The sequence below is a fragment of the Halohasta litorea genome, assembly GCF_024494645.1.
Taxonomy (GTDB): domain Archaea; phylum Halobacteriota; class Halobacteria; order Halobacteriales; family Haloferacaceae; genus Halohasta; species Halohasta litorea.
Genome location: NZ_JANHDJ010000002.1, coordinates 46,552 through 66,944, shown reverse-complemented (window position 1 = coordinate 66,944; position 20,393 = coordinate 46,552). Strand labels below are relative to the sequence as shown.

21 protein-coding genes are annotated in these 20,393 nt (G+C 64.1%); 8 read left to right on the top strand and 13 right to left on the bottom strand.

What is annotated here, in order from left to right; all coding sequences use genetic code 11:
- Positions 1-59: 59 nt before the first annotated feature.
- The 5 genes from NO877_RS05110 to NO877_RS05090 are packed head-to-tail and all read right to left on the bottom strand — an operon-like array spanning position 60 to position 3,027.
- Positions 60-626, bottom strand: a complete 567-nt coding sequence (locus NO877_RS05110) for a GTP-dependent dephospho-CoA kinase family protein (RefSeq protein ID WP_256395241.1) — start codon at positions 624-626, stop codon at positions 60-62.
- Between the two features lie 2 nt (positions 627-628).
- Complete coding sequence (gene spt4 / locus NO877_RS05105) at positions 629-826, bottom strand: transcription elongation factor subunit Spt4 (protein WP_256395240.1); 198 nt, start codon at positions 824-826, stop codon at positions 629-631.
- Positions 827-1,405 carry a DNA-directed RNA polymerase gene (locus NO877_RS05100; protein ID WP_256395239.1) on the bottom strand — a complete coding sequence of 193 codons (579 nt, stop codon included), beginning with the start codon at positions 1,403-1,405 and terminating at the stop codon, positions 827-829.
- A gap of 1 nt (position 1,406) precedes the next feature.
- Positions 1,407-1,778, bottom strand: a complete 372-nt coding sequence (locus NO877_RS05095) for a type II toxin-antitoxin system VapC family toxin (protein ID WP_256395850.1) — start codon at positions 1,776-1,778, stop codon at positions 1,407-1,409.
- A gap of 16 nt (positions 1,779-1,794) precedes the next feature.
- Complete coding sequence (locus NO877_RS05090; RefSeq protein WP_256395238.1) at positions 1,795-3,027, bottom strand: translation initiation factor IF-2 subunit gamma; 1,233 nt, start codon at positions 3,025-3,027, stop codon at positions 1,795-1,797.
- Between the two features lie 324 nt (positions 3,028-3,351).
- On the opposite strand from NO877_RS05090, the gene NO877_RS05085 reads away from it, so the two are divergent.
- Both NO877_RS05085 and NO877_RS05080 read left to right on the top strand, forming a co-directional pair.
- Positions 3,352-6,036 (top strand): autotransporter outer membrane beta-barrel domain-containing protein, encoded by a 2,685-nt coding sequence (locus NO877_RS05085; RefSeq protein WP_256395237.1) that lies wholly within the window; start codon positions 3,352-3,354, stop codon positions 6,034-6,036.
- A gap of 100 nt (positions 6,037-6,136) precedes the next feature.
- Positions 6,137-6,364, top strand: coding sequence for a hypothetical protein (locus NO877_RS05080; protein ID WP_256395236.1), 228 nt, complete (start codon positions 6,137-6,139; stop codon positions 6,362-6,364).
- 21 nt (positions 6,365-6,385) lie between these two features.
- Here NO877_RS05080 and NO877_RS05075 read toward each other — a convergent pair whose 3' ends face one another.
- The 4 genes from NO877_RS05075 to NO877_RS05060 are packed head-to-tail and all read right to left on the bottom strand — an operon-like array spanning position 6,386 to position 9,867.
- The gene (locus NO877_RS05075) at positions 6,386-6,799 is read right to left on the bottom strand and encodes a DUF5809 family protein (RefSeq protein WP_256395235.1); all 414 of its coding nucleotides are present in this window, start codon (positions 6,797-6,799) and stop codon (positions 6,386-6,388) included.
- A 23-nt stretch (positions 6,800-6,822) separates the two neighbouring features.
- On the bottom strand, positions 6,823-7,278 hold the full coding sequence (locus NO877_RS05070; protein WP_256395234.1) for a DUF5810 domain-containing protein: 456 nt from the start codon (positions 7,276-7,278) through the stop codon (positions 6,823-6,825).
- A 49-nt stretch (positions 7,279-7,327) separates the two neighbouring features.
- Positions 7,328-7,801, bottom strand: coding sequence for a ribosomal protein S18-alanine N-acetyltransferase (gene rimI, locus NO877_RS05065; RefSeq protein WP_256395233.1), 474 nt, complete (start codon positions 7,799-7,801; stop codon positions 7,328-7,330).
- Positions 7,802-7,854: 53 nt separating this feature from the next.
- Entirely contained in the window at positions 7,855-9,867 is a 2,013-nt protein-coding gene (locus NO877_RS05060; RefSeq protein ID WP_256395232.1) for a bacterio-opsin activator domain-containing protein, read from the bottom strand.
- A 150-nt stretch (positions 9,868-10,017) separates the two neighbouring features.
- Here NO877_RS05060 and NO877_RS05055 point away from each other — a divergent pair, with 150 nt between their 5' ends.
- Positions 10,018-10,854 carry a bacteriorhodopsin gene (locus NO877_RS05055; protein ID WP_256395231.1) on the top strand — a complete coding sequence of 279 codons (837 nt, stop codon included), beginning with the start codon at positions 10,018-10,020 and terminating at the stop codon, positions 10,852-10,854.
- A 12-nt stretch (positions 10,855-10,866) separates the two neighbouring features.
- Here NO877_RS05055 and NO877_RS05050 read toward each other — a convergent pair whose 3' ends face one another.
- Both NO877_RS05050 and thsA read right to left on the bottom strand, forming a co-directional pair.
- Positions 10,867-11,868 (bottom strand): glutamate-cysteine ligase family protein, encoded by a 1,002-nt coding sequence (locus tag NO877_RS05050; protein ID WP_256395230.1) that lies wholly within the window; start codon positions 11,866-11,868, stop codon positions 10,867-10,869.
- A 212-nt stretch (positions 11,869-12,080) separates the two neighbouring features.
- Positions 12,081-13,736, bottom strand: coding sequence for a thermosome subunit alpha (thsA, locus tag NO877_RS05045; protein WP_256395849.1), 1,656 nt, complete (start codon positions 13,734-13,736; stop codon positions 12,081-12,083).
- A 261-nt stretch (positions 13,737-13,997) separates the two neighbouring features.
- On the opposite strand from thsA, the gene NO877_RS05040 reads away from it, so the two are divergent.
- The 4 genes from NO877_RS05040 (at position 13,998) to NO877_RS05025 (ending at position 17,055) form a co-directional block, all read left to right on the top strand.
- Entirely contained in the window at positions 13,998-14,600 is a 603-nt protein-coding gene (locus NO877_RS05040) for a metal-dependent hydrolase (protein ID WP_256395229.1), read from the top strand.
- An 81-nt stretch (positions 14,601-14,681) separates the two neighbouring features.
- Entirely contained in the window at positions 14,682-15,332 is a 651-nt protein-coding gene (locus tag NO877_RS05035; protein ID WP_256395228.1) for a hypothetical protein, read from the top strand.
- Complete coding sequence (locus NO877_RS05030) at positions 15,329-15,970, top strand: DUF2238 domain-containing protein (RefSeq protein WP_256395227.1); 642 nt, start codon at positions 15,329-15,331, stop codon at positions 15,968-15,970. The genes NO877_RS05035 and NO877_RS05030 overlap by 4 nt, the downstream gene beginning before the upstream one ends.
- A 200-nt stretch (positions 15,971-16,170) precedes the next feature.
- Entirely contained in the window at positions 16,171-17,055 is an 885-nt protein-coding gene (locus NO877_RS05025) for a class 1 fructose-bisphosphatase (protein ID WP_256395226.1), read from the top strand.
- Positions 17,056-17,188: 133 nt separating this feature from the next.
- Here the strand turns inward: NO877_RS05025 and pfkB are convergent, their stop codons facing one another.
- Both pfkB and glpR read right to left on the bottom strand, forming a co-directional pair.
- Entirely contained in the window at positions 17,189-18,115 is a 927-nt protein-coding gene (pfkB, locus tag NO877_RS05020; RefSeq protein ID WP_256395225.1) for a 1-phosphofructokinase, read from the bottom strand.
- The gene (glpR, locus tag NO877_RS05015; protein WP_256395224.1) at positions 18,112-18,879 is read right to left on the bottom strand and encodes an HTH-type transcriptional regulator GlpR; all 768 of its coding nucleotides are present in this window, start codon (positions 18,877-18,879) and stop codon (positions 18,112-18,114) included. The genes pfkB and glpR overlap by 4 nt, the downstream gene beginning before the upstream one ends.
- Before the next feature lie 365 nt (positions 18,880-19,244).
- Here glpR and NO877_RS05010 point away from each other — a divergent pair, with 365 nt between their 5' ends.
- Positions 19,245-20,372 carry a PTS fructose transporter subunit IIC gene (locus NO877_RS05010; protein ID WP_256395223.1) on the top strand — a complete coding sequence of 376 codons (1,128 nt, stop codon included), beginning with the start codon at positions 19,245-19,247 and terminating at the stop codon, positions 20,370-20,372.
- Positions 20,373-20,393 lie beyond the last annotated feature (21 nt).

Below are 20,393 nucleotides of genomic sequence, written 5' to 3'. Positions count from 1 at the left end.
CTCGGGAACGCTGTAAAAGGATTTCGAAGCCCGCCATCGGCTGGCGGCCTCGATGGCCGTTAGCCACCGATTATGTCGAGGGCGGCCGCGGTGTCGCCGTCGAACTCGGCGAGCAGGCGACGGGCCTCGGCGGTTTGGGCCTCGGTGACCGCAACCTGCACCATCCCCGCGCCGGGCTGGCCGTAGATAACACTCGATCCGCGCGGCGCCGCGAGGATCGCCGGAAGCGTCGCCAGATCCTCCTCGCCGTCGACGATGATCGTCACCGGCTCGGCGGCCGCAATGGCCTCGCGAAGGGCGACCAACATCGCTTCGGAGAGTTCGGCCGGTGGGTTCGACACGCGGTGCGTCAGTCCGTCAGGGTCAGCGAGGGCATCCGCAATCGCCTCGTCGACGGCCTCGCGTTCGGTCTTGCCGTCGATCACCGCCACGTCGGGCTGTCGTCCCGCTTCTAAAAGGTGGTAGGTAACCATATCGCCGACCGCAACGAGAGCGGCGTCGCTGGTGGCTGTCTCGGGTTCGGCTGCCGTCTCGTCGACGGCTGTGAGTAGCGCCTCGGTTTCGGTGTACACCGGCCCGAACGGCTCTTTAAAAGCATCGCGGAGCGAGTCGGGCAGCCGGAGCACGGCTATCGGACCTTGAGGGCGTAGCTACCGGGCTCGGTAACGTTCATTTCGGTTGCGATCTCGCTCTGTTCGGGGTGAGGGATGATCACGTAGCCCGCCCAGTCTTCGGTCAGGCTCGATGAACCACAGTTCGTACAGTTCTGGATATCCGCGTCGTTGACGAAGTGGCACTCCCGGCAGGCGAGTCGCGATTTGGCCATCTAGGTCCCCTCCGAGGTGGCCTCTTGGGTCCGGCTGCGGCGCTCGGAGTCCAGCCAGTCGTGTTTGCCGAGACCGGGCTGTTTGGCCGTCAGGCCGATTTTGGAATCTCTGGGATTCCGTTCGTCGATGCTCTTGGTGACGATCCGTACTCGGACGGGATCGTCGACGCCGAGCGTCTGGTTCGACTCCGTCGAGGCCAGCTGCTGGTTCTCGCCGTCGTAGGCGAGGTATTCGTCCGAAATCTGGGAGACGTGGAGCAGCCCGTCGACGGGACCGATCCCGACGAAGGCACCGAACTCGACGACCTCGACGACCGTGCCGTCGACGACCTCCTGCATATCGGGGTCGAACGTGATCGCGTCGAATTCGGCCTCATAATAGACGCCGGGCCGGTTGGGAAGCACCGTTCCCTCGCCGATGTCGTGTACCTCACTGATACTGACGACACTGCCGACATCCTCGTCCATCCGTCCTTCTAGTTTGTCCTGGAGCAGGTGCTTGACCCGCTCAGGCGTCACATCCGCCAACTGTCGTGGCGGCACTTCAACCGTATCTTTGAGTCGTACCCGTTTGTACATATTATGGTTCTGTTATCCCGAGTCTGTTTTGGCCCCGGACACCGATGACGCGCACGCCGCGGGACAGCAGGCGGTCGCGCAAGGGGCGATCGTTCGTGACGACGTAGTCGAACCCGCCCTCCGTGGCGAGTTCGACCACCGCATCGTCAGCGTACGAGACGTTCGTTTCGACTACACGACACCGATTGGCAAGATCTTTTCCCACGCTGGCGGCTTTGGCTTCCTCGCCGCTGCCGTCGGCCAGCGCGTTCAGCTCGTCGATGACGGGCTGGGGAACGCAATACTCGGCCATGCCGGGGCCGAACAGCCGGTTGAGCTCGTCGAAGACGCGTACGCCGAGTTCGACCGGCATCATCAGCGCGTTCGTATCCATGCCAACCGTCGGCATCTTACTCCGTGAGCGTGCCGACGCCGATCAGCCGCCACCGCGCGCCGACACGGCGGTTGATGGCGATCTTCGCGCCCTCGGGCGCACAGACCGGTCGTTTGAGCTTGACCTCACACTCGCCGGTGCGTGCGCTCGTCACCGCGCCAACCGTGGTCGCAGTGCCGACGGTGAGCATCAGCGGCTCGCCGGTCGAAATCTCCTCGACCTCGTCGTTTTCGCCGACGACGCGATCCAGGAGTTCGACATCCATCTCGAAGTCGTTTCGCGTCGGCGGGAGGCTTCCAGGCGTCCCCGCCACTTGGCCGCCGAGGGCATCGCCCTTGGCCAAACTGGGGTCGAGGCCGGTCCCGACACCGATGAGGCCGCCGGGGGTCACCGAGTCGACGTTTTCGCTCCCGGCCTGGAGCGACCGGATCGAGGTCTCGATCGACTGCCACTCGGTTTTGCCGCCCTCCTCGACCTCGCGGCCGGGACGGAGCTGGATCTCGTCGCCGTTCTCGAACTCACCGGCGACGAGACTGCCGCCGATCACGCCACCGGAGAGGTTCTCCCAGGTCGTTCCCGGCCGATTGATATCGAAGCTCCGGGCGACGTACATTCGGGCGTCCTCGCCTTCGGTGCGTTCGGGCGTCGGGATCTCGTCTTCGATCGCGCCGATCAGCAGATCCATATTAACCCCCTGTTGGGCGCTGATCGGGACGATGGGGGCGTCTTCGGCGACCGTCCCCTCGACGAACTCCTGGATCTGTTGGTAGTTGTCGACCGCGCGGTCGCGGTCGACGAGATCGACCTTGTTCTGGGCGATGACGATGTTCTCGATGCCGATGATATCGAGCGCCATCAGGTGCTCTTCGGTCTGCGATTGGGGGACGTCTTCGGTCGCACTCACGACGAGCACCGCGCCGTCCATCAGCGAGGCACCCGACAGCATCGTCGCCATCAGGGTCTCGTGGCCGGGGGCGTCGACGAACGACACCGTCCGCAGGGGGTCGCTTTTGGTTCCGTCCGGGCGTTCCTCCTCGACGGTGTAGCATTCGGGCTCGTCCGTGTCGGGGAATTTGCGGAACGTCGCGTCCGCATACCCCAGTCGGATCGAGATGCCGCGTTTCATCTCTTCGCTGTGCTGGTCGGTCCACGACCCGCTCAACGCCTGGACCAGCGTCGTCTTGCCGTGATCGACGTGGCCGACGAGTCCGATGTTCACCTCCGGTTGTGTTGTCTCTTGTGTCACCATTGACCTCCTAGGAGTAATCTTGTGGAAAATTCGCCCCGAACGCCTGATAAAGTTGCTGTTCTCCCGGCGTCTCGTCACACCGTGACGTGGTCGCGGTGACGGCAGCGTCGAGTTCCCTTTCTCCGTGGTTGTCGACCGAGGCGGACCGGTCGGAACGAGTCAATTAAATACCCATTCCGACATTGTTTTAAATCATTAATTTTTATTTAGGTACACATACCAGTTTGCCGCAATACACTTCCCACTGCGGAGTGGGAATTCCGGGAACCAAAGTAGTTGATTAGGTGGATTTCGAGAAGGCGGTTCGGAGTGTGAGCATGACGGATGAATAACGGAGCGATACGGGTTCGGGCGGCCGCGCTCCTTGTTGCTCTCTCGCTGTCGACGGTCGCTGGAGTCGCCACTTTTACCGGGACCGCAGGAGCGACCGTCGAAAACATCACCGGCGAGTCCGCTGAAACGGTAGAAATCGGTCAGGACACCGTGACACAGGAACTCAGGTATGAGTTGAGGGTCTTGGACGAGGACTCTAATGAACAGCTGATTCTCGACGTGTCAACTGCTACCACTGCAGGCAGTAATCTCAGTATCAGCAATGAGAACGTGTCGATTAGTGGTGACGGAGGATACAATGTCTATTATGCTGGAGACAACATCGACAGTGCTGCCGAAGTCGACATCCGGTTTTATGAAGGGGTAGCCAGCGGGGACCCGTACACGCCAACGCTTACGATTACATTGACACACAACACGAGCACTGTCTCAGGCGAGCAGGCGGGACTGCAGTACAGCCTCAGTCAGGGTTCGACGACCGGCTCTGTCAGCTACGAGTTCGTCGACACCACCGCACCCACACTCGACGGCGTCTCACGCGTCAACGACACGACCATCGACGTCGCGGTGTCGGATGGCGGCAGCGGCATCGATCCGGCGACCATCGAGGCGAGCGATTTCGACCTGAGTGCGGGGACGATCAGCGGCGTCGACACGAGTTCGATCAGCGACGGCGACGCCAGCGGGACAGCCCGAATCAACCTTACCGGTCCGGTCGACGCCGAAACGGTCGAGGTGAGTCTGCAGTCCGACGGCATCAGCGACATGGCGGGCAACACGCTCTCGTTGGGGTCGGGCACCGCCACCGGGATGGACGGCGTCGCGCCGACAGTCAGTAACGTCACGCTGGCCAACGACGGCTCGGGTACTCTCGACATATCGTTCGACGCCGACGAGACGCTCGCCACTCTCACGGTGACCGTCGACGGGCCGACCACCGACAGCATCTACACGTTCGACGAGTCGGCGTTCACTGAACAGGACGGTACCTACTCGCTGGCGGCGACAGGGGCCTACAACGACGGCGGGGGAACCTACGAGGCTGTCGTCACCGATGCCGTCGACGCCGCCGGGAACAACGGCGGCACCACCGGCGACGGCAGCGGGCTGAACGACAGCTATCTGTTCGATACGATCGATCCAACCGTCTCGATTACCGACCCAGTCGACGGAGCGGTCGTTCGCCCACAGGCGGTTATCAACGGTACCGTCACCGACAACGCCGCGGTTCGTGCAGTGAACCTGACGATCCGGCGGGACAGCGACGGCGACTACTGGAACGGCTCGGGGTGGGTCGACAGCGAGACCACTGTCCCGGCGGCGGCTGACGACGGTGCCTTCGACACCGACTCGGAGGCGTGGAACCGCATCGTCGCCGGAATGACCGGCGGCGACAGCTACACCGTAACCGCCACGGCGACCGACAGCGCGAACAACACGGCGGAGGCCGACCCGATCGGCTACACGATCGATACGGACTCCCCATCGGTGTCGATCACCGACCCGGCCAACGGGAGCGCCGTCGAGTCACAGGGGACCATCACGGGAACGGCCAGCGATGACGTCGAACTCGGATCGGTGACCCTGACGATCCGACGGGACAGCGACGGCGACTACTGGGACGGCTCGGTGTGGCACCCAAACGAGTCGACCGTTTCGGCGACCGCCGACGATGGGAGCTTCAACACCAGTTCGGAGTCGTGGCGCTACGATAGTGCCGCCATCAGCGGGACCGGCGGCTACACGGTGTTCGCCACCGTGACCGACGCGGTCGGTCGGGCCAACAGTTCCCAGACAGTCGGCTACAGGCTCGTTCCCGAGCCGTCGACGGGGCGAACAGTCGTGGGGTCGACAGGGGGCGAAGAGCCCGAAACGGAGGCGATCGCCGCACAACTGTCGAGGATTGATCCCAGCAAAGAAGCCGAGGTAACGATCGAAGACAGCGACGGCAACGATACCAACGGCCTCACCGTCGAGACCGCTGGCGTGGTCGACACTATCAGACAAGTTACGTTCGAGAACACGGAGATCAGCGGAACCCTCGAACTCACCGAGTACACCGGGGTTCCGGAATCGGTCAGGCGAGCGATCGGCGACAGGGTTGCCAAGGACCCGAGAGAGACCCGCAACGACATCGGTCGAACTGACCCCCCGACCGACGCTGGCGGTATCGAGGGCAACAACAGCAATAGGGGCGACAGCGACGCGGTGAGTTCCGAGCTGGTGACTCCAGGAGCGGCCACGTCTGTATCAGTCGTGTCGGTCGCTGAGATATCGGTATCGTCGCGGAGCGGGGCCGAACAGCCGATCGACACGGCGGCGACAGTGACGATGCGGGTCCCCAGAGACGAGTTAACCACGCCCGCCAACGCGGTCATCGTCCACGAAACCGACGATGGGGTGGAACGGCTCCCGACGACGGTCGAAGCGGTCGCTGACCGAGAAGTCACGCTCGAAGCCCACACCGACTCGTTTTCGGTGTTCGCGGTCGTCGAGATCGAGGAGCCTGCCCCGACTCAGCAACCGGTCGAACCCGGCAACGAAACCGACCTGGCTGACACCGATTCCGAACCGACGGGCACCAATACCGTCGACGACGAGACGCCTGGGTTCGGGCTCACAATCGCCGTTGTCACCCTGATCGGGCTGACACTGCTCGTTGGCCGGAGACAGTAGCAGCCACCCCCGACCCAGCGCGTCGACACCGATCGACTGGGTAGCTGGCACACACGACCGCGGTTCACTGATAAGTCAGCCAGACGACAGTGGGAACGAGATGGCGCGATGGATTCAGACAGCCGACGATGGGCAGCTCACCGAAATCACCGACGAGGAACCCGCGGACGGCGACGAGTGGATCGAGATCACCGAACTCGCGTATATGAGCGACGCCGCCCCTGACGGCATGGCGTCGACGCGGTACTACAAGCCGAAGGCCGACGAACCCAAGGGTGGCTGGGATATCGAATCCGAAACCCTCGGCAAACGGTTTCACGAACCGTAGCACCAGTATAAAAGCCGCCGTTCAGAACTTCTCGCGGTAGTGTCGGCCGAACGCCCGGCGGCGGACCGTCGCGGCAGCCGCGTCGGGTTCGGCCTGGTAGCTGGCGGCGACGACCGTCTCGTCGACGGCGACCGGATGCCAGACGACTGATTCGACGTCGTCGCTACCCGCGAGGTCGACGCTGTACTGCCTTTCTTCACACCATTCTTCGAACTCCCCGCGGGAGCCGTGATAGACTTTTAAAAGGGAGGCGAACAGCGCGTCCCGGGCGGTTTCGATCACATCGCTGGTGACGCGCTCGTCGTACCCCGCGTTATCGAAGGCCATCGCCTTGGTGGCCTCTTTGACGACGATCTGTGCGGCCGATCCGGCGGTTTCGTAGGCTTCGCGTGCGGCTTCGACCGATTCGGGTTCGTAGACGCCCTCGGTGTCCATAGCGTCGACACGACGCCGCCGGGTTAGGATTCTTTTCCTTCGTCGCCGGGACCGCGATCCTGCATCTTCCGGGTCAGCTCACGGGCTTCGCTGAGAATCGATCGGGCCTCAGCGTCCAACTGTGCGGTCTCGGCATCCATTTCGGTGATCGCTGGCTGTCCCCCCGTGGCCGCCTGGTGGCCGCCGGTGGCTGGCTGCTCACCGTCGACCGGCTGGCCGTCGCCGATCGGATGAGTGTGGTCTCCAGGATGATCGTGGTCGGTCGTCTCTGCGGCGCGGTCAGCGACGATCGTCGCCAGCTCCTCGCGCGGTACCGACTCCCAGTCAGCGGTGTCGTCGACCGCCTCGCGATCCGCGACTGCCTCGGTGAGCCACGTCTCGTGGGGGCCGCCGTGGAGGATCGCCGTCACTGCGAGATGGTTGGCACACTGCCCCTCGTCGGCAAACGGCTCCTCACAGACCGGACAGAGATAGCCCATTGGCCTCGGGTAGGCGTTCGACGAGTAAAACGGCGGTGGTCCGGAGTGACTACTCGCGGACGGACACCAACACGAGGGCGGTCTCACCGTCGCTGTAGTAGCGGGGGATTCGCCGAACCGTCTCGAAGCCCTCGTCGGTGTAAAGTCGCTTGGCCGCCGTGTTCGACGCCCGCACTTCGAGTTTGATGCTGGCGACCCCCTCGACGATGAGTCGGGAGACGGCGTGGCGCAACAGTAGCCGCCCCAGCCCGTTGCGTCGGGCCTCGGGGGCGACCGCCAGATCCTTGATATGACCGAGCCCGCCGCCAGCGTTCGGCATCCAGTCGGCGACGACGTAGCCCAGTAGCTCGTCGTCGCGTTCGGCGAGGAGAAATGCTGGCTCGCCGACGAACCCCTCGAAGGCCGAGTAGGTCCACGGCTGGTCGAAGACCCGCTTTTCGAGCCGCGAGATCGCCAGCAGATCCGCCCGCGTCGCTCGACGGATCTGGACGTCCTCGGTGTCGGCTGCCGAACGCGGTGCCACAGGCATCCTACGAGATGCGATCAAAAAAGCCCGTGGGGTCGAGGATACCGAACTCAGCGGGCCTCGACGTAGGCCGCGACGAGTTTGCCTTCGGCCGCCCGGAGGTGTTGGTGGAACGTCTGGCGTGTGATATCCATGCTGGCGGCGATCTCCCTCCCGTCGACCGCGCGGGGGAACTCGAAGTAGCCGTTGCGGTGGGCGGCCTCGATAGCGGCCTGCTGGCGGTCGGTGAGTCGGTCTTCGACCGTGGCGGTGAACTCGTCGTGAGGGTGGGTCCGTCGCTCCTGGAGCGTCCGCGCGCGAAGGTCGACGCTATCGTAGGCCGACCGGAGGGTCTCCAGGAGCGCCCGGACGTCCTGGTGGGGCGGGAGTTCGACCGTCAGCGTTGCCCCCTCGGCCGTGGCGGTCGTTTCGGTGACGACCGCGCCGAACGCCGCGAGCCGGTCGTCGGGCGGCACCGTCGAGAGCCGCACCGACAGCGTCCGCGTCGAGTCGGTCGTCGACACGACGCGTGCAGTCTCGACAAAGGGGAGCGACTCGACCGCCTCGGCGTCGGCCGCGACCTCGGTCGTCAGATACAGCACACAGTCGCCGTCGGCGGTTCTGGTCGTCCCGCTGCGTTCGACCGGACCTCCGACCGCCGCGGCGAGCCGTGAGAGCCGAAACGACGCGTCGCGGAGTTCGATCCGGAGTTCGGTGACGTGGTCGGTCGTCAGCAGCCGGGTCGTCTCGACGGCGTGGAGGCCGTTGGCGATCATCCCGCCGAGCGCGCCGAAGACTTCCTGTTCCCGCGAATCGAGGGCGGTCTCGTCGCTGCCGTACACCCCGAGCAGCCCGTAGCGACGCTGGCCGTAACACAGCGGGACGACCAGCAGCCGCCGCGTGCCGACGGTCGCCGGATCGAGGACACCACCCTCGCCGTCGGTAGCCGAGCAGCGCTGGCAATCGTCGGCCTCGACGGCTGCGCCGACCGCCGCGGGCAGCGCCGCGATCGGTGTCGGCTCGGCGGGGACGTCCTGGAGCCCGCTGCTGGCTGAGACGTCGAACTCGCTGTCGTCGGCGGTGACGGTGCCGATCCACGCGGCCGCATACCCGGTCTCCTCGGCGATCGTCGTGGGGACCCGGCGTTCGATCTCCTCGCGGTCGGTCGACTCGACGAGCACGCCGGAGACCGCACGCAGCAGCCCATCGACGCGGTCGAGGACGCGCCGGAGCGTGCGGCGTTCGTCGGCGAGGGTTTCGGCCCGCTCGGCCGCAAGGGTCTCGGCTTCGTGGCGGTCGGTCACGTCGATCTGGAAGCCGACGTAGCCGACGAGCTCGCCGTCGTCGTGGATCGGTGCGACAGTGAGCTCGTTCCAGAACGGCGTGCCGTCCCGGCGGTAGTTGCGGATCTCGACGCTCACCGGTTCTTCCGCTTCGATTGCCGCCGCAAGCCGGTCGACCGTGTCGGGGTCGGTGTCCGGTCCCTGCAACAGCCGGGGGTTCCGACCGAGCAGTTCGTCGGCCTCGTAGCCGGTCAGCGCCTCCCACGCCTCGTTGACGTAGACGAGCGGATAGTCGGCCAGCGAGGGATCGCTGAGGCTGATGCCGATCGGGGCCGCCTCGACCACTCTGGCGAGCTCTTCGGTCGTGGGTTCGGCCGCCGAGACGTCCCGTTTCGCGGTCGGTTCGGTGTCGGTTGATTCGGTGTCGGTCGGTTCGGCGTCGGCTCCCATCGTCGTCACCTCGGCGACGAGCCGGTCGACCGACCCCCTGCCGTTCTTCCGCACGTAGCTGTCACGGGGGGAGTCGGCGGCAACCGAGCCGTCGACGGTCTCGCTATCAGTGAACAGGACGAACGGGAGCTCGGGCTCCAGCTGCCGGACGGCCGACCGGAGTGTGAGCCCGTCGTCGCCCGGCAGCTCAAACTCGCTGACCAGACAGTCATAGGGCTCGGCCGACAGCATCGCGACGGCCTTCGAGGCCGTCTCGGCGGACTGGACTCGACAGCCCGCCGCCTCGAAGGCGGCTCGCAGCCGCTCGCGCCCATCGGAGGCGTGGACCAGGAGAACGCGGGGGGCTGGCATAGCGACTGATTGGTACGCGACTCCGTTAAATATTTCCGCCAAATGAAAGTATATATAATATAGTAAACCGGTAAGCGGGCGTTTCCGGCCCGGATCTGACTAGTCAGGGTGTGCCCTTTAGGGGGCGACCGCCGACTCTCCGGTCGGACCATGAGAGCACCCACGGCCGAACTGCTGACGATCGCACAGACGGTCGATCTCACCCAGCCGGAGATCTATCAGCGCGTCCAGGAGAACCTGCTGTTGAACCTCTCGTTTTGGGCTAACATCGCGCTCGCAGGGGGAGCGATCCTGCTGTTCGTCTATTTGGGACGCGACATCGAGGACCCGCGCTCACAGCTGATTTTCGTCTCGACGCTGATGGTACCGCTGGTGTCGCTGTCGAGCTATCTCGGATTGGCCTCGGGGCTGACGATCTCCTTCCTGGAGATGCCGTCGGGTCACGCCCTCGCGGGCGAGGCCGTCCTGACGATGTGGGGACGGTATCTCACCTGGGCGCTGTCGACGCCGATGATCCTCTTGGCGCTGGGGTTGCTCGCGGGATCGAACCTCACCAAACTGTTCACGGTGATCGTGATGGACATCGGGATGTGCATCACGGGGCTCGCGGCCGCACTGACGACCTCCTCCTACGGCCTGCGGTGGGTCTGGTATCTGGTGAGCTGTGCCTTCTTCGTGGTCGTCCTCTACGTCCTGCTGGTGGAGTGGCCAGAGGACGCCGACCGGGCGGGAACGACCGAGATCTTCGGCACGCTCAAAACCCTGACCGTGGTGTTGTGGTTCGGCTACCCGATCTTCTGGGCGCTGGGGGCCGAGGGGTTCGCCGTCATCGATGTGGCGACCACATCGTGGGGCTACAGCTTGCTTGATATCGGCGCGAAGTACGTCTTCGCGTTCCTCCTGCTGCGGTGGGTCGCCGCCCACGAGGGGACGATCGGCGACCTCACGACCAGCCGAACCGGCTCGGCGGCCGCCGTCGACGACTAGGCGAGCACCGAGTTAGCCGAGCGGTGACACGCCGAGATCGGCTTCGAGATCGCTCGCCCGCCGCCGACAGAGCCCCGGGAGCTCGCTCGACGACACGCCGCCGACGGCCGACGGCGAGGCCGCCCGATACCAGCCCGTCTCGATACCGAACCGTTCGAGATACGCCCGGAGAAGGACGGATGACAGCCCCCGCTGGATCGCTTCGCTGGTATAAATCGCTCGCCACTCCGGGGTGGGCAACACCACCCGGTCGGCGTCGAACCCGTTGCCGAACGACTCGATACTGAGCCGTCGTATTGCGGCCTCCTGGAGGATCGTCGTCACGTCGGCGATCAGGTCGACCAGCAGTGTCGGCGTCGTCGCATCCAGCGATCGCCACTCGATCCGCGAGCCGCCGTCGAGCCACGCGACCGGCTGTCGGTCGGTCGTCGCTCCCGCTGGGGCGTCGTGATCTCCTGTGGTGCGATACCGACCAGGGGGCCCACCGTAGGACAGCGACGGCCGCCCACAGGCGTACCGCTGGTCACCGTCAGCGCGGGTGGTCGTATTCACACAGGTGAAGGCGGGATCGAGCGCCAACAGCGTGTTGTAGCAGTCGGCCGCGGCGGCCGCCTCGGGTTCGAAGGCGACCCGCGTCCCGGCGGTGGCCGATGGCGGCGGCTGTCCCCCCGGGAACGGAGAGTCGTCGGCCAGCAGATCTGGCCGGATTCCGAGTGCGAGCAGCCGACAGCCCCGGTCGTGGGCGGCGGTGACGGTCGACCGAAGCCGATCAGTGAGGCTCCGGTGGAGTTCGGCACAGCTCTCACAGGGTGAGGTCTCGACCGCGAGGCTGTGCGGCGAGTCGGTCCCAGCGGCACCGGGCAGGTCGGCCACTCGGCTCGGATCGGCGAGCCGCCCCGTCTCGTCTACGACCCAGTAGTCGGTGGTGAGTGTCGTGGGCAGCGACCCCAGCGAGACGGCCGCCGATCGCTCGCGGTGATGCTGCTGGCGGCCAACCGATCGGTGAGTCGTCATGTCATTCATGATAAATCGTAGTAGAACGACGGCCGACGGCCTCTAATCTCTGGTTACCAGCGGCAAGCCAGCGACTGGCCACTCTGTCATTGGGTACTCAAAAAAACGGGAGATCGATCCGGCGCGTGAAGGGGCGTCGGTCGATGGTCGACAGCGATGCAGGCGTCGGTCAGCAGTGGGTCGATGGGGATGTAAGTGGTCTGTGGCCGAGCTTACATTGCGCCGCCCATGCCACCCATGCCGCCCATTCCGCCCATGCCGCCGCCCATTCCGCCGGCAGGCATGTCGCCGTCGTCATCGTCGTCGCCGACCTGGCCGCCTGCCAGATCGCCAGCGGCGATTACGTCGTCGATCCGGAGGATCATGACCGCGGCCTCGGTGGCCGACTCGATCGCTTGGGTCTTGACCTGCAGCGGTTCGACGACACCCTCGGCCTCCATGTCGATCACGTCGCCGGTGTAGGCGTCGAGACCGGCGCCGAACTCGCCGCTATCGTGCTGCGAACGGAGTTCGACGAGGGAATCGATAGTGTCGAGACCCGCGTTCTCGGCCAGCGTGCGCGGGATGACTTCGAGTGCCTCAGCGAAGGCTTCGACTGCCAGCTGCTCGCGGCCCCCGACGGAGTCGGCGAAGTCGCGCAGCTGGAGTGCGAGTTCGGTCTCGGGTGCGCCGCCGCCGGGCAGGACCTGCCCTTCGAGCAGCGTCGATCGGGTGACGCCAAGGGAGTCTTCGAGAGCGCGCTCGATCTCGTCGACGACGTGCTCGGTGCCGCCGCGGACGATCAGGCTGACGCTTTTGGCGTCTTCGACGTCCTCGACAAAGAGGCGCTGGTCGCCACCGATGTCCTTCTGTGCGACGCTGCCAGCGTGTCCGAGGTCCTCACTGGAGAGGTCATCGAGGTTCGAGACGACGCGAGCGCCGGTCGCGCGGGCAACCGCCGTCAGCTCGGAGCTTTTGACGCGCCGGGCGGCGATGATGCCCTCCTCGGCGAGGTAGTGTTTGGCCATGTCGTCGATGCCTTCGCCGACGAAGACGACATCCACGTCGGCTGCGACGAGTTTGTCGACGAGCTCTTTGAGCTGTTTTTCCTCCTCGTCGATGAACTCCTGGAGCTGCGATGGGTCAGTGACGTTGACCTCGGCGTCGATCTCGGTCTCGGCGATCTCGAAAGCCCCATCGAAGACGGCGATGTTGGCGTCCTCGGCCATGTAGGGCATGTTCTCGTCGACGCGCTCCTTGCCGACGATGACGCCCTCGACGAGCTCGGACTGGTCGATCGAGCCGCCGACGACCTTCTCGACTGAGACGTTGTCGAGGTCGATGCCGTCGTCGTCCTGGACCGCGAGGACGGCGTCAACGACGAGTTCGGCCAGCAGGTCTTTCGAGCCCTCGGCGCCTTTGCCGGTCATCGCGGTCTCGGCGATCTGGATGAGGGTCTCGCGATCGTCCGCGGAGACGTCGATGGCCTCGCCTTCGAGGATCTCTTTGGCTTTCTCGGCGGCCTGACGATAGCCTTGGGCGACCGTCGTGGCGTGGATATCCTGATCGATGAGCTCCTCGGCCTGATCGAGGAGTTCACCGGCGACGACGACGGCGGAGGTGGTGCCGTCGCCGACCTCGGTCTCCTGGGTCTCGGAGACCTCGACGATCATATTCGCGGCGGGGTGGTCGATGTCCATCTCCTTGAGGATGGTGACGCCGTCGTTGGTGACGACGACCGACCCACCGCTGTCGACGAGCATCTTGTCCATCCCCTTCGGACCGAGTGTGGTCCGTACGGACTCGGCGACGGCCTTGCCTGCCGTGATATTCATCGATTGTGCATCCTTTCCGGAGGTCCGCTGGCTGTCCTCGGAAAGTACGATCATCGGCTGGTTACCCATGCGCTGTCGCTGAGACATAATCACCTCGTGATTGTTTGTGATTCTATATAAGTCTTTTGCATGCAGCCGATCGATCCGGCCCCCGTCGGACGGATTCGACTGTGTGAATGCGTGTCAATGTCGTGCTTTATATAGTAGCAGACGGTGATAGGACGCAGTCGGCTGTCGTGACACAGCCCGGACCGAACGCAGACGACGTACTCATAACAGGTGAGAGTCTCTTGCTGATAGAGAGGTCGTCGAATCATGATGTTACCCACACACGCGGTGATCGGGCTGGCGCTGGCGGCCCCGCTGGTCGTCCTCGCGCCCGAACTCGCCCCGGCGGCGCTGGCTGGCGGTCTCCTCGGCGGGATCGTCCCCGATCTGGATCTCTACTCGGGGCACCGAAAGACGCTCCACTTCCCGACCGGCTACCTGGTGGCGGTCCTCCCCACAGCAGTCGTGGCCGCGCTGGTCCCACAGCCCGCGGTCGTCGCCAGTCTCTTTTTCCTGGTCGGCGCGGCGGCCCACTGCCAGATGGACCGCTTTGGCGGCGGTCTGGAGCTCCGGCCGTGGGAGGGTGGCTCCGAGCGGGCGGTCTACGACCACGTCCGCGGGGAGTGGCGGCGACCCAAACGCTGGATTCCGTACGACGGCTCGCCGCGGGACCTGCTGTTGCTATCGACGGTTGCGATCCCGTTGTTGGTCGTCCTGGAGGCCCCGTTTCGACTCGTCGTCGGCCTTGCACTCCTGGTCGGCGGCGTCTACGTCGGGCTCCGCCGACGGCTGGCGGCTATCGCGCCGATCGTCTTCGGGCTCGTCCCGGAAGCACTCTCGGAGTACGTTCCCGATCGCTACCGGAACTGAGGCGTCGTCCCAACAGAGCTGACAGTCGACCGAACCGATTCGGGCTACAAGACTTATCAGGAACAGTGATAACATTCGTCCATGCAATCAGCAGACGGCGACCACAGCTCAGTGCCGCCCGATGTCCTCGCGCGGCTATTTAAAAGCGGCCGGATGAACGCCGTTGTTGCGTGGCTGTTGGTGGGGATGCTCGGGTTGGTCGTCGTCGAGAGCGTCCTGGACGTAGACCGGCTTTGGATCTTGTTTACCACACTCACCGCCGCGATCGTGCTGATTCCGCCGATGGCCTACCGCGAGTGGCGGATGATGCTGCCGTGGGAGCTGCTCTCGGTGGCGCTGTTGCCGATCTGGGTCCGGGCGCTGTTCGGCGGCGAACTCGGGACGTTCGGCTACTATCTCTCCGTGGCTGGGCTTGCACTCATCGTGACCGTCGAGCTGCATATGTTCACCTCTATCCGGCTCACCCACTGGTTTGCGGTACTGTTGGTCGTGCTGACGACGCTGGCGTCGGTGGCAGCGTGGTCGGTCGTCAGGTGGAACCTCGACCAGCAGTTCGGCACCCAGTTCCTGCGTGAGCCGGGGATGACACAGGACGCTGCCAACGCCGCGCTGATGGGCGAGTTCATCTGGGTAACGCTGGCTGGACTCGCCGCTGGCGTGCTGTTCGACGCCTACTTCAGGGGCCGTGGCCGACAGCTCCGGCGGCGGCTCGGGGCGGTGGTGCGACGATGAGGCTACTGCCGCGGCCCTCGGTTCGGACCCAACGCCGACTCACCCGCGGGATGCAGTTGGTGCTGGTCGGGATCGTCGCCTACGGGGTCGCCTTTGGCGCGCCGAAGGCGATCACCAACGGGAGTATGGGTCTGCTCATCACGTTCGTCCCGGCAGTGATGGAACGGAAATACGACTTCCCGCTCGATCCGTGGTTGGGGCTCTGGATTACGCTCGCAGTCTCCCTGCACACGATGGGATCGGCCGCACTGTACGGACAGATCGGCTGGTGGGACCACCTCACCCACGCCATGTCCGCGTCGCTCATCGCCGCCATCGGATACACCTTCGCGCGGGCGGTCGACCTCCACAGCGACGAGATCCACATCCCCAAGGAGTTCGCCTTCGTCTTCATCCTGCTCGTAGTCATGTCCTTCGGGGTGATCTGGGAGCTCTTCGAGTTCGGCCTCGATATCGTCGCCGACACGACCGGGATCTCGATGCCGCTGGCCCAACACGGCCTCGACGACACGGTTCGGGATATGATGTTCAACACCCTCGGGGCGATCGTCGTCGCAACCTTCGGCCAGGCCCATCTGCTGGGTGTCGCCGAATCCGTCACCGAACGGCTGGCAGCAGGCCAACAGGAGAGTCAGTGATCGGCTCTCGGGAACCGACGAGTCGACTACTGCTCGGAGCGACAGTCGAATTCGTTTTCCCGGTCGCGGTACCACTCAGCGGGGCTGCAAGCCGCGTTCTACAGCCGATCCACCTGCGTGCCATTCCTATTCCCAGGCAAAACCAATCAAAAACAATCCTATTCAATGCTTGTTTGTAACTGCTGAACGACGACTACCGTATGGGCCCGCCCACTGACCACAGACAAGACACGAGACCCGAAGTCACCGGCCTCATCGAGGCGCTGATCGAATCGATTCCGGAGATCAAGTCAGTACTCGCCGCCGAGCGCGGAGCCAGCGGTAAAGTAAATCCGAGCGGGGATACCCAACGGGTTGCCGACGAGCAGATCGACGAGATCGTTTTCGACTGCGTGAACTCGCTCGATGGGATCGGACAGTACGTCAGCGAAGAACGCGAGGGAATCACCGACCTCGGTTCGGGGCTGTCGGTCGCAACTGACCCGCTCGACGGCTCGTCGAACATCAAGACGAACACGACCGTCGGCACCATCATCGGCGTGTACGACGCCGAACTCCCGGCGCGTGGTCGTGAGCTGGTCGCCAGTCTCTGTCTGGTGCTCGGCCCGGTCCCGACGCTGGGGGTCGCCGCCGATGACGAACTCATCGAGTACACCATCCAGGACGGTGCCATCGTCGGCTCACGAGCGGTTCGGCTCCCCGAATCGGGCGGCATCTGGAGCTTTTCGGGCCAGCCAACCGAGTGGACACCAGCCCTGCGATCCTACGAGGAGACGTTGGGTCAGCAGTACGCCCATCGGTACACCGGGGCGATGATCGCCGACGTCTGGCTGCTGCTCGCATTCGGTGGCCTCGTCGGCTACCCCGAACGGTCGACCAAACCCGACGGCGTGCTCCGGCTCCTCTACGAGTCGAACCCGGTTGCCTACGCCCTCGAGTGTGCAGGCGGTGCGGCCTCGACCGGCAGCCAGCCGATCCTGGATGTCGAACCCGAGGGGCTCCACCAGCGGATTCCCACCTTCTTCGGGACCCAGTCGCTCATCGACGAACTCGAAACGCGACTCGACTCCGACATCGAAGCCTAACGCAGTTCCCGCGACGTTCGCCCCTCCACCGTTCGACCCTCCATCATTTATAAGCCGATCAGTAGTCACTGGTCCCACTATCGATGGTGATTCAGTTATAAATAAGAGCGGCAACAGCCGCCCGGAGTCGCCGTTACTCGCTCGACGGGACCGAATGCTCGGTGATCTCGACCTGCCCGACAGCGTCGTCGAGATCGTCGAACGGGGGCATTCGTGTTCCCGGCACACCCACGATTCGAGCAGCGACGGCGATCCCACGGCGGAGGCCCGCACGGGCGTCGTTGCCACGCGAGAGTTCGAGCAGGAACCCCGACAGCATCGCATCGCCCGCCCCGACGGTGTCGGCGACATCGACGTCGAGTGCGGCCGCATGGAGGCAGTCGTCGGCCCCGACGACGAGCGCGCCATCGCTACCGAGGGAAGTCACAACGCGCTCGAAGCCGCCCGCTCGGAGCTGGTCGGCGGCCGCGATACAGTCTTCCAGGGAGTCGACGCTCGCGCCGGTCGCGGCCGCCAGTTCGACGCGGTTCGGCTTGCAAAGGGCGTACTCCGCGTCGAGTTGGGCGAGGATCTCGCCGCCGACATCGACGCTCGTTTTCCAGGAGCCTGCCTCGGCGATCCGGTCGATCGCGCGGTAGTCGAGTCCCGGCGGCAGACTCCCGCCGACCAGCACCATCGAGGGCTCGTGGGCTCGAATGACCTCGATCACGTCGTCGACAGCCGCCCCCTCGACGGTGGGACCGTTGTGATTGATTTTGTACTCCGCCTCCGAATCCAGGATCGTCGTGTTAAGCCGGGTTTGGCCTGCTATTTCGACGAAGTCGGCGTCGATCCCGTCGGCGTCGAGCTCCCGGCGGATGTAGTCGCCCAAGAAATCGCCAAGGAGCCCCGTGGCGACGGTCTCGGCACCCAGTCCGACGAGGTACTGGGCGACGTTGATCCCCTTGCCACCGGCGTCGAACTGTGCGGTGTCGGTGCGGGCGACCGTCTCAGGCTCCGGCATCGCATCGACCTGAATCGTGTGGTCGACCGCCGGATTGAGTGTGACGGTGACGATCATTCGGCGCTCACCGAGGCGACCTCAACGTTGGTGCTCTCGAAGGTGTCCTGGAGCTCCGACGGGAGTTCGCCGTCGGTGATCAGCAGGTCGATCTCGCTGAAATCGGCGAAGCTGATGAAGCTCTGTTCGTTGAACTTCGAGTGGTCACTGACGAGGACGACACGGTTCGATTTCTCGATCATGAGCGATTTGATATTGGCTTCGGCCTCGTTGGGTGTCATCAATCCCTCGGTCGGGTGGATCGCGTTCGTCCCCAAAAACAGCAGATCGAACGTCATCCGCTCCATGAACCGCTCGGCGCTCGGTCCGACAAGCGAGTAGGTCGGGCTCCGCAGGGAGCCGCCGGTGAGTTTGACCTCCACCCCGGTATCGTCGAGCTCCATCGCCTGCAGCGGCGAGTTCGTCACCGCCATGAGGCTCCCGTTGGCCGACAGACCCTTAGCGATCTGCATCGTCGTCGAGCCCGCATCGAAACAGACGACCTGATTGTCGTGGACCTCTTCGAGTGAGCGCTCGGCGATTGCCATCTTGGCTTCGAGGTTCTGGACCTCCCGCTGGCGGTAGTTCTGCTCTTGGCCGACCGACGTCGCGGGCACGGCACCGCCGTGAGAGCGTTCGATCAGCTGTTTCTCGGCGAGCGTGTTGAGATCCCGCCGGATCGTCGCCTTCGAACACTCCATCAACGCCGCGAGCTCATCGACCGAACAGCCACCCTTCTCGGTGACGTGTTCGACGATCTCCCGCTGCCGGGCTTCTGGTAACATTGTCTGTGAGTTGTCTCTTGTTTCGGTGGTGCCACCATAGTTGTATTGAAAAATATCGCGCGATTATGATTGAAATATAAATTAAACCGCTAAAACGCCCAAGTACGCAGACAAACAGGCATTCGACACCGAGAGAGAGTCGTCTGTTCGGAGTATACCTTCCGTTGGCGTGATGGAACTGCGCGAAGAACTGTCTCAGTCGACTGAGAGACCGATTCCTCCGGCGAATCCCTAATGATAAAATATATTAATTGTGCCAGATTATTTGTATAGTATCTAATTATATTTGAATTTTTGATTTAAACTCAGAAATAATCAAATTCGAAGATACTTTTCCATATACTCATGATAGTAGAGGACAGACGATGGTAACTAAAGACCAAACGGAAGGACGGTTACAGACACACCTCACATCGGTGAAAGAAGACCTCATGACTGGGGTCTCGTACATGATTCCGTTCGTGACGATCGGCGGGATCTTCCTCGCGCTGGGGTTCATGATCGGAGACACCCAAGAAGTATTCGATCAAACGGGGACCCTCGGCTGGTACTTCGCCCAAATCGGTAACCTCGGGCTAACGATCATGATTCCGGTTTTGGGCGGATATATCGCCTACGCGATCGCGGATAAACCCGGTCTCGCACCGGGGTTCATCCTCGCGTATGCGATCCAACAGCCCGGAATCATCGACGCAGCCGGCGCAGCAGTCGGTATTGCCGCAGATGGTGCGGTCGCTGGCTTCCTCGGTGCGATCGTCGCCGGGCTTCTCGCGGGGTACGTCGCCCGCTGGATGAAAGGCTGGAACGTGCCGTCGGTGATCAAACCGATGATGCCGATCCTCGTCATCCCGGTGTTGACGACCGCGCTGCTCGCGCCGGTGGTCATCTTCGTCCTCGGGGTGCCGATCGCCCTCGTCGACGCCTTCCTGACGTCGACGCTCGAAGGAATGCGCGGCGCGAACGCCGTGCTCCTCGGATTGATCCTCGGTGGAATGATGGCCGTCGACATGGGTGGCCCGGTCAACAAGGTCGCCTACGTGTTCGGCACGGTGCTCGTTGCTGACGGGATCTACGGACCGATGGCCGCCGTAATGATCGCCGGGATGACACCGCCGCTCGGACTGGCACTGTCGTACTTCATCGCTCCACAGAAGTACCCCGAAGAGATGCGCGAAAGCGCCGTCGCCGCCGTCCCGATGGGATTCTCCTTCATCACTGAGGGAGCGATCCCCTTCGCCGCCGCCGACCCATTGCGCGTCATTCCGAGCATCGTCGTCGGCAGTGCGACCGCCGGAGCCGCCGCGATGGGCCTCGGCGTCACGATGCCCGCCCCTCACGGCGGCGTCTGGGTGATCATCCTTTCGAGCAGCATCCTCGGCTTCCTGGCCTGTATCGCCCTCGGCGCGGCCGTGACTGCGGTGATGGTCACGCTGCTGAAATCCGACCACACCGAAGAGACCGAATCGACGACAACAACGGGGTCGACCGCCTAAGCCGGTCGAGACGCATCCGTT